This window comes from Actinoplanes sp. NPDC000266 (genome assembly GCF_042899005.1).
GTDB lineage: Bacteria > Actinomycetota > Actinomycetes > Mycobacteriales > Micromonosporaceae > Actinoplanes.
On record NZ_JBIAZI010000005.1, the window covers coordinates 98,366 to 111,309 of the forward strand.

At 69.0% G+C, this 12,944-nt stretch carries 14 protein-coding genes; all 14 read left to right on the forward strand.

Annotation, left to right across the window (positions count from 1 at the left end):
- Positions 1-2: 2 nt before the first annotated feature.
- Positions 3-1,277: a flagellar hook protein FlgE gene (locus tag ACFY36_RS20950; RefSeq protein WP_499747654.1), complete on the forward strand. Its 1,275-nt coding sequence runs from the start codon at positions 3-5 to the stop codon at positions 1,275-1,277.
- A gap of 193 nt (positions 1,278-1,470) precedes the next feature.
- Positions 1,471-1,755 (forward strand): flagellar FlbD family protein, encoded by a 285-nt coding sequence (locus ACFY36_RS20955; protein ID WP_499747655.1) that lies wholly within the window; start codon positions 1,471-1,473, stop codon positions 1,753-1,755.
- Positions 1,756-1,757: 2 nt separating this feature from the next.
- Complete coding sequence (locus ACFY36_RS20960; protein WP_499747656.1) at positions 1,758-2,549, forward strand: motility protein A; 792 nt, start codon at positions 1,758-1,760, stop codon at positions 2,547-2,549.
- Positions 2,550-2,552: 3 nt separating this feature from the next.
- Complete coding sequence (locus tag ACFY36_RS20965) at positions 2,553-3,569, forward strand: flagellar motor protein MotB (RefSeq protein ID WP_499747657.1); 1,017 nt, start codon at positions 2,553-2,555, stop codon at positions 3,567-3,569.
- Positions 3,570-3,583: 14 nt separating this feature from the next.
- Positions 3,584-4,036, forward strand: coding sequence for a flagellar basal body-associated FliL family protein (locus ACFY36_RS20970; RefSeq protein WP_499747658.1), 453 nt, complete (start codon positions 3,584-3,586; stop codon positions 4,034-4,036).
- Between the two features lie 107 nt (positions 4,037-4,143).
- Positions 4,144-5,094 (forward strand): flagellar motor switch protein FliM, encoded by a 951-nt coding sequence (locus tag ACFY36_RS20975; RefSeq protein ID WP_498692651.1) that lies wholly within the window; start codon positions 4,144-4,146, stop codon positions 5,092-5,094.
- Positions 5,091-5,849: a flagellar motor switch protein FliN gene (fliN, locus tag ACFY36_RS20980; RefSeq protein ID WP_499747659.1), complete on the forward strand. Its 759-nt coding sequence runs from the start codon at positions 5,091-5,093 to the stop codon at positions 5,847-5,849. Before ACFY36_RS20975 ends, fliN begins: the two co-directional genes overlap by 4 nt.
- Positions 5,850-5,853: 4 nt before the next feature.
- Positions 5,854-6,291 carry a FliO/MopB family protein gene (locus ACFY36_RS20985; protein ID WP_499747660.1) on the forward strand — a complete coding sequence of 146 codons (438 nt, stop codon included), beginning with the start codon at positions 5,854-5,856 and terminating at the stop codon, positions 6,289-6,291.
- The gene (gene fliP, locus ACFY36_RS20990; protein ID WP_499747661.1) at positions 6,288-7,139 is read left to right on the forward strand and encodes a flagellar type III secretion system pore protein FliP; all 852 of its coding nucleotides are present in this window, start codon (positions 6,288-6,290) and stop codon (positions 7,137-7,139) included. Before ACFY36_RS20985 ends, fliP begins: the two co-directional genes overlap by 4 nt.
- Positions 7,136-7,900: a flagellar biosynthetic protein FliR gene (locus ACFY36_RS20995; protein ID WP_499747662.1), complete on the forward strand. Its 765-nt coding sequence runs from the start codon at positions 7,136-7,138 to the stop codon at positions 7,898-7,900. The genes fliP and ACFY36_RS20995 overlap by 4 nt, the downstream gene beginning before the upstream one ends.
- A gap of 13 nt (positions 7,901-7,913) precedes the next feature.
- Entirely contained in the window at positions 7,914-9,005 is a 1,092-nt protein-coding gene (locus tag ACFY36_RS21000; protein ID WP_499747663.1) for an EscU/YscU/HrcU family type III secretion system export apparatus switch protein, read from the forward strand.
- A gap of 86 nt (positions 9,006-9,091) precedes the next feature.
- Positions 9,092-11,134: a flagellar biosynthesis protein FlhA gene (gene flhA, locus ACFY36_RS21005; protein WP_499747664.1), complete on the forward strand. Its 2,043-nt coding sequence runs from the start codon at positions 9,092-9,094 to the stop codon at positions 11,132-11,134.
- Positions 11,112-12,698, forward strand: a complete 1,587-nt coding sequence (locus ACFY36_RS21010; RefSeq protein ID WP_499747665.1) for a hypothetical protein — start codon at positions 11,112-11,114, stop codon at positions 12,696-12,698. The genes flhA and ACFY36_RS21010 overlap by 23 nt, the downstream gene beginning before the upstream one ends.
- Positions 12,695-12,928, forward strand: coding sequence for a hypothetical protein (locus ACFY36_RS21015; RefSeq protein ID WP_499747666.1), 234 nt, complete (start codon positions 12,695-12,697; stop codon positions 12,926-12,928). The genes ACFY36_RS21010 and ACFY36_RS21015 overlap by 4 nt, the downstream gene beginning before the upstream one ends.
- The last annotated feature ends 16 nt before the right edge of the window (positions 12,929-12,944 follow it).

Sequence of the window (12,944 nt, forward strand, 5' to 3'; positions counted from 1 at the left end):
TCATGCTGCGCTCTCTCTACTCGGGCATCAGTGGCCTGCACGCCCATCAGATGATGATGGACGTCACGGGTAACAACATCGCCAACGTCAACACCGTCGGTTACAAGGCCAGCTCCGTGCAGTTCCAGGACACGCTGAGCCAGATGACCGGCGCCGCCGGCTCCCCGCAGGACGGCATGGCCGGCACCAACCCGGCCCAGGTCGGCCTCGGTGTCCGCAACGCCGGCATCACCTCGAACTTCAGCCAGGGATCGGCGCAGACCACCGGCAAGGCCGGCGACATGATGATCCAGGGTGACGGCTTCTTCATGACCCGCCGCGGCCAGGAGGAGCTCTACACCCGGGCCGGCTCGTTCTTCTTCGACGCCAACGGCACGCTCGCCACCGCCACCGGTGACCCTGTGCAGGGGTGGACGGCCGAGGACGGTGTGGTCAACACGGCGGCCAAGCCCGGCGACATCAAGATGCCGCTGGGGCAGAGCATCGACCCGCAGCCGACCAACAAGATCGAGATGAAGGGCAATCTGTCCTTCGACGTGCCCGAGGACGTCACGGACGTCTCGACGATGGATCCGATCGAGATCCCGTTCAAGGCGTTCGACAAGTTCGGCACCCCGGTCAGCCTCTCGGCGTACTTCAAGCGCACTTCCGACGAGGGGGTGGACCCGGGGACGTACGACGTCAGTGTGGGTCTGTCCGGTGACGCCGCCGGCGCCAAGCCCATGACCGAGAACGGCGGCTCGCTGAGCTTCACGGCGGGAAAGCTGGACGCGGCGTCGAAGACACTGTCGTTCACCGGTCTCTCCGACCTCAACAGCAACCTCAGTGACGAGCTCTCCATCGACGGCGGCGACCTGACGATGTTCCACGGCCTCACCGAGGCCCGGGTCTCCGACTCGAACGGCAACGCGGCCGGCACGCTGGCCTCGCTGTCGTACACCGTGTCGGACACGGGCCAGATCATCGGCGCCTTCAGCAACGGCCAGAAGAAGATCCTCGGCCAGGTCGCCCTGGCCACCTTCAAGAACGTGAACGGTCTCGAGAAGACCGGTGACTCCATGTACCGCTCGACGGTCAACTCCGGCCTGGCCCAGGTCGGCACGCCCACCAGCTCCGGCCTCGGCCAGGTGATCAGTGGCGCCGTCGAGATGTCGAACGTCGACCTGGCACAGGAGTTCACCAACCTGGTCATCGCCCAGCGTGGCTTCCAGGCCAACTCCCGGGTCATCACGACCTCTGACGAGCTCCTCCAGGAGCTCGTGAGCATGAAGCGCTAGTCGTAGCAGCAGTCCGGCCGGCGGCCGGGACGAGCCCTTGAGGGTTTCGTCCCGGCCGTTGTCTTTCAGCCGATCGGCTGCACCCGAAGCGCGACCGTATGGATCTCATCGGCAACCGTCAGGTCGCCGAAGTACACGGTGAAGGGCCACGGAGGGTCCTACAGCCCAGGACCACACCACCACCCAAGGACGGATGATCGTGATCCTTGTAACCCGCATCAACGGTGCCGTGTTCGCCCTCAACCCCGACCTGATCGAGCGCGCCGAGTGCACGCCCGACACGGTCATCACCTTGGTCGACGGCACCAAATACGTCATCGCCGAGTCAGTTCCCGAGTTCATCGATTCAGTGCGCCACTACCGCGCCTCGTTGATGTCTCAAGCAAGTCGCCTCGAGGCTCAGCCCGCGGCCGCCGCCATCCCGTCTGACGACGACCACGACGCCCAGGTGCTCTCGCTGCACCGGAAGGACCGCTGAACATGGATATCTCAACGATCGTCGGTGTAGTTGTTGCCTTCATCATCGTCTTCACGGTGCAGATCCTGGAGGGCGGCACACCGACCTCCATCATCCTGATCCCCTCGATGCTCCTGGTGTTCGGTGGAGCGCTCATGGCCGGTATGGCCGGCGGTGTCCTCAAGGACACGACGGGCATCGGCGCCAACCTCAAGAAGGCGTTCCTCGCCAAGGTCACGCCGCCGACGCAGCTGGTCGACAGCATCGTCAAGCTGGCCGAGCGGGCCCGCCGCGAGGGCCTGCTGGCTCTCGAGGACGCGGTCAAGACGGTCGAGCACCCCTTCCTCAAGCGCGGTCTGCAGCTGGCGATCGACGGCACCGACCCGGAGGAGCTGCACGACGTCCTGCACGCCGAGATCGCGGCCAAGAAGAAGGCCGACAAGGCCGGCATGAAGCTCTTCGAGAACATGGGCGGCTACGCCCCGACGATCGGCATCATCGGCACGGTCATGGGCCTGGTGCACGTGCTCGAGAACCTCGACCAGCCCGAGACGCTCGGTCACTCTATCGCCGCCGCGTTCGTCGCGACCCTGTGGGGTGTGCTCAGCGCCAACGTGATCTGGCTCCCGCTCGCCGCTCGCCTCAACCGCCTCAGCGGCATCGAGGCCGAGGAGATGGAACTGGTCGTCGACGGTGTCCTGGCCATTCAGGCCGGCTCCAACCCGCGTCTCGTGGCGCAGAAGCTCCGCAGCCTCCTCCCGCCGGATGAGGCCAAGAAGGCCGAGGCGGCCGCGAACACCAAGAAGGCGGCGTAACGCATGAGCTCAGGCGGGGGAAAGCGGAAGCAGCGTCATGAGGAGCACGAGGAGCACGTCAACCACGAGCGCTGGCTCGTGTCGTACGCCGACATGCTCACCCTGCTGTTCGTACTGTTCGTGGTGCTCTACTCGATGAGCAGCGTCGATCAGAAGAAGTTCGCCGAGCTGGCGGCCGGTCTGTCGGCCGGCTTCGGAGCGCAGAGCGCCGCCTTCTCGGGTCAGACCTCGACCCTGGACGGCGCCGGTCAGAGCACCGAGGTCGTGGCGATCGACCCGGGCGCCAACCCGGGTGACGGCAAGGCCGGCTCGTCCAACCTGACGGCCAAGCAGCAGGAGGCGGTCAAGGCCGCGATGGCGGCGGAGGACCGCAAGGCGGCCTCGGCCAACGCTCAGGCGGCGACCAAGGAAGCCGAGAACCTCAAGAAGATCGAGAACCAGATCTCCGACGTGCTCGCCAAGCAGAAGCTGCTCGGCACGGTCAAGTTCACCATCGACCGGCGCGGCCTGGTGGTCACCGTCCTCACCAACGACGTGGTCTTCGCCGGCAACCGGGCGGAGCTCAAGGCGGGTGGCAAGACGATCCTGGACGCCATCGCCCCGACCCTGAAGAAGCTGCCCAACAACATCGAGGTCGACGGCAACACCAACCAGCTCAAGGTCCAGACGTCCTACTACCCGAGCGGCTGGGAGCTCTCCGCCGCCCGCGCCTCGACCACGGTGCGCTACCTGGTCGGCAAGGGTCTCGCCAAGAACCGCATGACGGCCGTCGGTTACTCCGACACCAAGCCGCTGATCGACCCGGCCGACCCTCGGTCGGTCACCATGAACCGCCGTGTCGACATCGTCGTCCTGACCACGCTGACCGCCGACCAGGCCGCGCTTCTGCCGGCCGCCTCCGGCTCGGACAGCAAGCTGCACACCGGCCAGACCTCGTCCCAGGCCAAGGCGGCTCAGGACGCGGCCACCGCGGCCGAAAGCACGACTGAGTCCAGCACCACGTCTACCGCACACAACTGAGGGGGAGTACCGATATGAGCACCGAGCAGACCGCGGCCGCCGAGGCGCCGAAGAAGTCCAAGAAGATGCTGATGATCATCGTGATCGCCGCAGTCGTGCTGCTGGGCGGTGGCGCCGGAGCGTTCTTCATGCTCAAGGGCGACAGTGCCGAGGCCGCCGAGCCCGAGAAGGGCGTGATCACCGCGATCGACGAGGCGCTGACGATCAACCTGGCCGACGGCCACTACCTGAAGCTGGCCTTCTCGCTGCAGCAGACCGCTGACGCCGCCGAGGCGGTCGACACCAGCGAGGCGATCGAGCTGGCGATCGACGAGTACACCGGCAAGAAGGTCGCCGAGCTCGAGACCGAGAAGGGCCGCACGGCCATCAAGGAAGAGCTGCTGGCGAAGATCGAGAAGGCCTACACCACCAAGGACGACGTCAAAGAGGTCATGGGCATCTACTACACGCAGTTCGTGACTCAGTAAGACGGCACTTCGGGCGGGTTCACTTCGGTGACCCGCCCGAAACGCGTTTAAGGGGACGAAACGGCGCTCCGGCTCAGCCGCTCCGGAAACGAGCCGATGGGGACAACGTGACCACCGCCGCACGCTCCCCGGGCCGGATGTCGCGTCGTGGGCAGGGCGCAGGGCCGGCCCCGTACGACTTCCGCCGTCCCATCAAGCTCTCCCGCGAGCACGTCCGTACGTTGCAGATGGCCTTCGAGACGTACGCCCGAAGTTGCGGAACCCTGCTGACGACCCGGCTGCGCGCCGTGAGCAGCGTCAGCCTGGTCTCGATCGAGCAGCTGAACTACGACGAGTACGTCGCCTCCCTCAACAACCCCACGGTGATCGCGGTCGTGGTCCTCGACCCGCTGCCCGGCTCGGCCCTCATGGAGATGTCCACCTCGGCCGTGATGTCCGCTATTGATCACATGCTGGGCGGCCCCGGCGGTCCACAGCCGGAGCGGCCGCTGACCGAGGTCGAGATGCCCCTGCTGCGCGGCCTGCTGGAGCGGATGCTGAGCGAGCTGCGGTACGGCTTCGAGAATTTGGTCGAACTCCAGCCCAAGCTCAAGGACATCGAGTACAACGCGCAGTTCCTGCGCACGCACCAGCCGGGCGACGCCTGCGTGATCGCCACCTTCGACATGAAGATCGGCGCCGAGGAGTGCCTGGCCAGCATCTGCCTGCCGTTCAACACGATCCTTCCGGTGCTCTCCCGCACCGAGGCGGTGGTGCTCAGCGACGCCGAGCGGGCCACCAAGGACATGGCGCTGCGCAACATCACCGCCGGGCTCTCCGCGGCCCCACTCGACGTGGCTATCCGATTTCAGCCCATTCGCATGCGTACCGATGACATCGTGGACCTACGGCCCGGCGACGTCGTCCCGTTGGGTCACCCGACCAGCCGGCCGCTCGACGTGACCGTGAACGAGACCGTTTTCGCCCATGCAGTTCCCGGTAATCAGGGGGCTCGGCTCGCCTGCCTCGTGGTGCCGTCCCCCAAGGAGTCCTCGCCCAAGGAGTCTGGCCGCCCATGACCGCGCCCACCATCACCGCGCCGCAGCTGGCGCTCGCCCGGACGGCCGCCGAGGCCGCGCTCGCCGTCCTGCCCACCAGCCGCCCGCTGGCCGTCGCCGACCCGGTCACCGCCACCGCGGACATGCTGTCCGAGGGGCAGGCGGTGACCGCCAGGTTCAGCGGCGCGGCCACCGGCGAGGTGGTCGTGGTGGTCGGGCAGGACCTGGCGGACGCGCTCAAGGAGAGCCCGATCGGCGAGCTCGACCTGACCGCCGCCGTCCGGCCCGCGCTCGAGGCCGCGGCCCGGGCCTTCGGGCCGGTGGTGCTCGATCCGGGCACGGTGATGGAGCCCGGCGTCGCGCTCAGCGCGCTCGCCACCAAGGACGACGCCATCGCGGTCCCGCTGGTCGAGGGCCAGGAGATCCGCGCCGTCCTGGCCCTGGCGCTGACACCGTGGCCGACCGACGATCCCGCCGCCGGCGGCGGGGTGGCCCGGCGGGAGTCGGCGTCGCCGGCGATGGCGATCCGCGGCGGCCTGGACATGCTGCACGACGTGGAGATGGAGGTCTCGGCCGAGCTGGGCCGGACCCGGATGAGCGTGCGCGAGCTGCTCTCGCTCACCCCGGGCGCGATCGTCGAGCTCGACCGGGCCGCCGGAAGCCCGGCCGACCTGCTGGTCAACGGCCGCCTGATCGCCCGTGGCGAGGTGGTCGTGGTGGACGAGAACTTCGGCATCCGGATCACCGAGATCGTCGCTCCCGGCGCCGAAGGGTAAGGCCTTGTTCGAGCTGGCCCTGCGGATCGGTTTCTCGCTCTTCGTCATCCTGGGCATGATGTGGCTGCTGGCGCGCCTGATCCGCCGGCCGCTGGGACGCGGGCACGGCCCGCTCGTCGTGCTCAACCGGCAGCAGCTGACCCGGAGCGCGGCGGTGGCCGTGATCCGGGTGGCCGACCGGGCGATGATCCTCGGGGTCACCGACCAGCACGTGAGCCTGCTCGGCGAGGCCGACGTCGCCGATTTCGAGAAGCATCCGCACGAGCACCGCGACCACCTCGAGGTCGGCGCGGACCTGACCCCCGGCGAGCTCGCGTCGCTGGGCGGCGAGCTGCCCGGCCGGCATCCCGGTGCGCCCGGCCGGCTCGAGGGCTCCCTGCTCTCGCCGCGCACCTGGTCGCAGACCATGAGCTTCCTGCGTGATCGGACGACCCGGCGATGATGCGGCGCGCACTCCTGCTGATCTTCGCGAGCCTCGGGCTCGCGCTCGTCCTGCTGCCCGGCCCCACGCCGGCCGCCGCCGAGCCGAGAGTCAGCGAGCGTGCGCCGGCTTCGGTGGTCGTGGCGTTGCCCGAGCGGGCGCCGGCGCCTCCCTCGCCGCCCAGCCGCCCCGGTCAGCCCAACATCAACGTCAACATCAACGGCACCAACCCGGACGGCAGCCGGCCGTCGACGTCGCTGATCATCATGCTGGGCCTGACGGTCCTCTCGGTCGCGCCGGCGTTGCTGCTGCTCTGCACATGCTTCACCAAGATCTTCATGGTTCTGGGCATCACCCGTAACGCCCTCGGCCTGACCTCGATGCCACCCAACCAGGTGCTGGCCGGTCTGGCCCTGTTCATCAGCCTGTTCATCATGGGGCCGACGGTGTCCGCGATGAACGAGCAGGGCGTGCAGCCCTATCTGAAGGGCGACAAGACCCAGTCGCAGGCGTTCGAGGCCGGCGTGAAGCCGCTGCGGGAATTCATGTGGAGCACCACCCGCGAGGAGGAGGTCGCGCTGCTGGTCAAGCTGTCCGGCGAGGAGCGGCCGAGGAACCGCGACGACGTCGAGCTGACCACGCTGATCCCGGCCTTCATCCTCTCCGAGCTGCGGGCCGCCTTCATCATCGGCTTCGTCATCTTCATCCCGTTCCTGTTGATCGACATGGTCGTCTCGGCGTCGCTCATGTCGCTGGGCATGATGATGCTGCCACCGGTCACTATTTCTTTACCCTTCAAGCTCTTGCTGTTCGTGCTGGTGAACGGCTGGGGGCTGATCCTCACGGCGCTCGTGGCGTCGTACAAATGAATCTCGACCTCGCGGTCGCCGACCTGCTCGCGATCATGCTCGGCGCGGCGCGCACCGGGGCCTGGCTGATGATCTGCCCGCCGTTCAACTCGCGGCTCATCCCGGGCCCGGTCAAGGCGCTGCTCTCGGTCGGTCTCACCCTGCCGCTCGCGCCCTATCTGCGCGGCACAGTGCCGTCGCTGGAGACCTCCGACATCGTCTTCAGCGCCGCCCTGCAGGTCTTCGTCGGCGCCGGGCTCGGCTTCGTCACGGCGCTGCTGTTCGCCGCGCTGCAGGCCGCGGGCGACCTGCTCGATCTGTTCGGCGGCTTCACCCTGGCCATGGGGTACGACCCGCTCTCGCAGAACCAGAGCTCGGTGTTCGGCAAGTTCTACAACCTCGTCGCGGTCACCCTGCTGTTCGCCACCGAGGGCCATCAGATGGTGCTGCGCGGCTTCCTCCAGTCGTTCCGGACGGTGCCGCTCGACGTCACCTTCTCACTCGGCACCTTCAGCGAGGTGCTGCTCAAGGGCATCGGCGACATGTTCGTGGCGGCCATCCAGATCGCCGGCCCCCTGGTCGCCGTCCTGTTTCTCACCGACTGCGCGTTCGGCCTGCTCAACCGGGTCGCCCCGGCGCTCAACGCGTTCCAGCTGGGCTTCCCGGCCAAGATCTTCCTGGTCCTCCTGCTGTCCGGCATCGCGATCACCGCGCTGCCCGGCGTGATCGGCAAGGTGGTGGACCGCGCGGTCAGCGCGGTCCTCCAGCTCACCGGCGGCTGAAGGGGGGTGCGCCATGTCGGGCGAGAAGACCGAGCAGCCGACACCACAGAAACTCAAAAAGGCCAAGCGTGAAGGCCAGATCGGCCGTACGCAGGACATCGGCGCCTGGTTCGGCATGCTCGCGGCCAGCATCCTGCTGCCCCGCACCATGGAATCGGCCATGAAGCACGCCGAAGAGGTCATGGTCCAGGTCCCCGACGTCATCGCGAACCCGCAGCCGTCGCAGGCGCTCTACATCCTCAAGGAGGCGATGTTCGGCGCCGCCTGGGCCGTGCTGCCGCTGGCCATGACGATGATGGCGGTCGGCGTGGCGGCGGCCGGGGCGCAGGGCGGCATCCGGGTCGCGACCAAGCTGTTCATCCCGAAGTTCAGCCGGCTCAACCCACTGCCCGGCATCAAGCGGATGTTCGGCCCGCAGGCGCTCTGGGAGGGCACCAAGGCGCTGGTCAAGACCGCGGTGCTGGCGGGCGTGCTCTACACGACCACCAAGGACGTCATCCCGGTGCTGATGACCGCCGGTCAGCTTCCCCTCACCTCGCTGATCGGCGAGGTCACCGACTCCATCCTCGGCCTGATCCGGGCCGCGTCGGTGGCCGGCATCGTGATGGCCGCCGCCGACTACTTCGTGGTCCGCCGCCGCACCAACAAGCAGCTGCGAATGACGAAGGAGGAGGTCAAGCAGGAGTACAAGAACACCGAGGGCGATCCGCTCATCAAGGCGCAGATCCGCGCCCGGCAGATGGCCATGTCCCGCAACCGGCAGATGGCCGACGTGCCGACGGCCGACGTGGTGCTGGTCAACCCGACCCACGTGGCGGTGGCGCTGCGCTACGAGCCGCAGAAGGGCGCGCCCCGGGTGGTGGCCAAGGGCCAGGGCCCGCTGGCGCTCAAGATCCGCGAGCTGGCGGCCGAGCACCGGGTGGCGATGGTCGAGGACGTGCCGCTGGCCCGGGCTCTCTACGGCAGCACCGAGGTCGGCGCCGAGATCTCGGCCGAGTTCTTCGGCTCGGTGGCGAAGGTGCTGGCGTTCGTGATGAGCCTGAAGGCCAAAGGATCGGCGGCAGGCCTGCACCGCAGCCCCAATTCCGCCTCAGCTGCCGCATAACACGAAATACGGAGATTTCCTCACATCGGTACCGCGAACGCGAGAAGATCGGCACGTAAGTGAGGGGACCACTCGGGGGAGGTGCCGTGAAGAACCGCAATCTGAGCCGGCTCGCCGTACCTGTCGGGGTCATCGGCATCATCCTCATGATGGTCGTGCCGATGCCGACCTTCCTGCTCGACCTGCTGCTCGCGGTCAACATCACGGCGGCTCTCCTGATCCTGCTGACCAGCATGTTCGTACAGAAGCCGCTGGATTTCTCGGTCTTCCCGGCCCTGCTGCTGGTGGCCACCCTCTTCCGCCTCGCGCTCAACATCAGCGCCACCCGGCTCGTGCTGCGTGACGGCGACGCCGGCAAGGTGATCCACGCGTTCGGCAGCTTCGTCGTCGGTGGCAACCTCGTCATCGGCCTCGTGATCTTCCTGATCCTGGTCATCGTCCAGATGGTCGTGGTCACCAAGGGCGCCGAGCGGGTGGCCGAGGTCGGCGCCCGGTTCACCCTCGACGCCATGCCCGGCAAGCAGATGGCCATCGACGCCGACCTCAACGCCGGGCTGATCGACGAGGAACAGGCCAAGAAGCGCCGGGCCGAGGTGGCCGAGGAGGCCGAGTTCTACGGCGCGATGGACGGTGGCTCGAAGTTCGTCAAGGGCGACGCCATCGCCGCCATCATCATCACCCTGATCAACCTGGTCGGCGGCTTCGCCATCGGCGTGGCCCAGCAGGGCATGTCGGCCTCCGACGCGATGAACCACTACAGCCTGCTGAGCATCGGCGACGGCCTGGTCTCGCAGATCCCGGCCCTGCTGCTCTCGGTGGCCACCGGTCTGATCGTGACCCGCTCGGCCACCTCCGGCGACATGGGCTCCACCGTCACCGCCCAGCTCAGCCAGAACAAGCTCGCGCTGCGCATCGGCGGCGCCGCCGCCCTCGCCCTCTGCATCATCCCGGGCCTGCCCAAACTGCCCTTCCTCGTGGTCGGCATCGCCGTCCTGGTGTTCGCACAGCGGATCAAGGACCCGGTGCCGGAGGCCGAGGTGGCCGCGGCCGAGGCGGTCGAGATGCCGCCCGCCGACTCGCCGGAACAGCTGCTCGGCGAGATGCGGGTCGACCCGCTCGAGCTGGCCCTCTCACCCGACCTGGTCGACCTGGTCGACGCCAGCAGCGGGGACCTGCTCGACCGGGTCCGCGCCCTGCGCCGCAAGATGGCCATGGAGCTCGGCGTGATCATGCCGCCGGTGCGCACCCGCGACGACCTCGACCTGCCGCTCTCCTCGTACGCGATCCGGATCTCGGGCACCGACGCCGGCACCGGCGAGGCGCCCCCGGGCACCGTGCTGGCCATCGGCGACGGCCTCCAGGGCCTGCCCGGCCGGGCCGGCGTCGAGCCGGTCTTCGGCCTGCCCGGCAAATGGGTCCCGTCCGAGCTGCACTATCAGGCCGAGCTGTCCGGCGCGACGGTCGTCGACCGGGCCAGCGTGATCATCACGCACCTGGCCGAGGTGGTCCGGAGCAACGCGAGCCGCCTGCTCGGCCGCGAGGACGTGCGCGCGCTGACCGAGATGGTCAAGCGCACCCACCCGGTCGTGGTGGAGGAGCTGACCCCGTCGATCCTGAGCCTCGGCCAGATCCAGAAGGTGCTCCAGGCGCTGCTCGACGAGGGCGTGCCGATCCGCGACCTGGTCCGCATCTTCGAAGCGCTCTCCCTTCGAGCGAAAGTCACCGTCGACCCCGACTCCCTGGTCGAGGCCGCCCGGGCCGCGCTGGGCCCGGCCATCGCCGCCCAGTACGCGACCGGCGGCCGCCTCACGGTGATCACGCTCGACCCCATGCTCGAGCAACAACTGCTCGAATCGCTGCGGCCCAGCGAGACCGGCGCCTTCATGGCGATCGACGGCATGCGTGCCGAGGCGATCGTCACCGAGGCAGCCCGGCTCGCCGAGACCGCGGAACAGCAGGGACTGGCACCGGTGCTGGCCTGCTCGCCACAGCTGCGGCTGCCACTGATGCGGCTACTGCGTGCCGGCTCGCGCCGGGTGCAGGTGCTGTCGTACGGCGAAATCTCTGGTTCCACAGCACAGATCGAGACGATAGGGGTGGTGAACGGTGCCTACGCGGGTGCTGCTTGAGGGACCGGCCATCGAGCCGTTGCTGGCTCAGGTGCGCGATGAGTACGGCTCCCGTGTCCGGATCATCTCAGCCGACAAGGTCCGCAGTGGCGGCGTCGGCGGCTTCTTCGCGAAGCAGCATTACGAGCTTTCCGTGGAAGTGCCGGACGGGAACGAGGACGGGAACGACATGCCACAGCGATCGAAGACGGCCGACAACGGCCAGCACAGCCTGGAACGGCTCCTCGAGCGGGCCGAGTCGCAGGACCGGATGGACGATCCGGCCCGGCCGGCGTTCGGCTCGGCCACGCCCCGCTCGGTGACCCCGGCGTCCTTCGCCGCGGCCCGGCCGAAGCCGCCGGCGGCCGAGCCCCAGTTCGGCGCCGACGAGGGCCGGCACGCCGCCATCGGCGACACCGGCGCGGCGTTCGCCGAGCTCATGGCCGGGCTCGACGCCACCGGCGGCGGGACGGCCACCGAGCGGTCGCGGCCCAAGCCGCCGCCGAAGGAGGAGACGCCGACGGTACGGCCGTTCCGGCCGGCCGCGGCGACCGAGTCGGCGGTCAACGCCGGGATCAAGCCGCAGGCCTTCGAGCCCCCGCCGATGCCGAACATCCAGCCCCAGTCGCCGGCCGCGCCACCGGCGGCCCCGGCCCCGGCCGCGCCCGCCGCCGCCTCGGTGTCGCCCGCGGCCCCGGTGGCCGAGGTCGCGCCGCAGTCACCGGCCCACGCGCACAACCTGGCCGAGCACATCGGCGGGTTCGCCGCCACCGAGGTCGAGGTGGACGAGCCGCCGGCCCCGGCTCCCGCCACCGAAAGTTACGAGTTCCGGCAGGTCACGCCGGTCTCCGCGGTGCCCGCCACCCCCGAGCCGCCCTCGGCCTCGGAGCAGGTGGTCAGCAACCTCGTCTCGGTCGGCATGCCCGAGGCGATGGCGCGGCAGATCACCGGCTCCGACACCTACGCCGGAGTGCTGAGCGTGCTGGCGGCCCGCCCGTCGGCGCCGAGCATCCCCGACGGGCCGGGCGAGATCCTGGTCCTGGCCGGCGACATCAACATCGCGGTGCCGATCGCCCGGCAGCTCCTCGAGAACATCGACGTGCCGGAGAACCACCTGCTGCTGGCCGCGCCGTCGACGGCCGGCACCGGGCTGCACTCGTCCCGGCTCATCTCCACCGCCGAGGCGGCCGAGGCCCGCGCCGAGAAGCTGCACCAGGCCGAGCAGTCGTGGGTCGTCGTCCTGGACGCACCGGTCGGCGGCACCGACCCGCTCTGGGTGAACGAGATGTGCGACGCGATCGGCGCCACCGCGCTGTGGGCGGTCGTCGACGCCACCCGCAAGACCGCCGACACCGGCCGCCACCTGCGCACCCTCGGTGAGGTCGAGGCCCTGGTCGTGCACAGCGTCGAGCTCACCGCCGACCCGGGCTCGGTGCTCGGCCTGGACCTGCCGATCTACTCGCTGGACGACAGGCCGGCCACCCCGCACGCGTGGGCCGCCATGCTCTGCGCGCGGATCGCCTCCGACGTGGCGCCGGTCGCGGCCGCGCCCCGCCGGGTCACCCGATCGGTACGCCAGCCGTGATACGCCCGTCGGTCCTGCTGTTCGCGCTCCTGATGAGCGCGCCGGCGCTCTACCGCTACGTGCTCGACGAGGTCGACATCACCCAGGTGCTGATCCGGTTCCTCATAGCGGTGCCGATCGCGGCCCTGCTCCTGGCCGGGCTGCGGTTCGTCACGGCCGGCTACGGCCGTAAGGACGAGGAGAAGGGCACGCCGGTGACGCCGACGCCGCTCGAGGGCCAAGAGGCCTGACCGACAAGGAAAAGGA

Excerpts from the sequence above, each read along its gene's own strand:
- ACFY36_RS20970 (WP_499747658.1), top strand. The coding sequence starts at position 3,584 with ATGAGCACCGAGCAGACCGCGGCCGCCGAGGCGCCGAAGAAGTCCAAG.
- ACFY36_RS20950 (WP_499747654.1), top strand. The coding sequence starts at position 3 with ATGCTGCGCTCTCTCTACTCGGGCATCAGTGGCCTGCACGCCCATCAG.
- ACFY36_RS20955 (WP_499747655.1), top strand. The coding sequence starts at position 1,471 with ATGATCGTGATCCTTGTAACCCGCATCAACGGTGCCGTGTTCGCCCTC.
- ACFY36_RS20965 (WP_499747657.1), top strand. The coding sequence starts at position 2,553 with ATGAGCTCAGGCGGGGGAAAGCGGAAGCAGCGTCATGAGGAGCACGAG.
- fliN (WP_499747659.1), top strand. The coding sequence starts at position 5,091 with ATGACCGCGCCCACCATCACCGCGCCGCAGCTGGCGCTCGCCCGGACG.
- ACFY36_RS21000 (WP_499747663.1), top strand. The coding sequence starts at position 7,914 with ATGTCGGGCGAGAAGACCGAGCAGCCGACACCACAGAAACTCAAAAAG.
- fliP (WP_499747661.1), top strand. The coding sequence starts at position 6,288 with ATGATGCGGCGCGCACTCCTGCTGATCTTCGCGAGCCTCGGGCTCGCG.
- ACFY36_RS20960 (WP_499747656.1), top strand. The coding sequence starts at position 1,758 with ATGGATATCTCAACGATCGTCGGTGTAGTTGTTGCCTTCATCATCGTC.
- ACFY36_RS20995 (WP_499747662.1), top strand. The coding sequence starts at position 7,136 with ATGAATCTCGACCTCGCGGTCGCCGACCTGCTCGCGATCATGCTCGGC.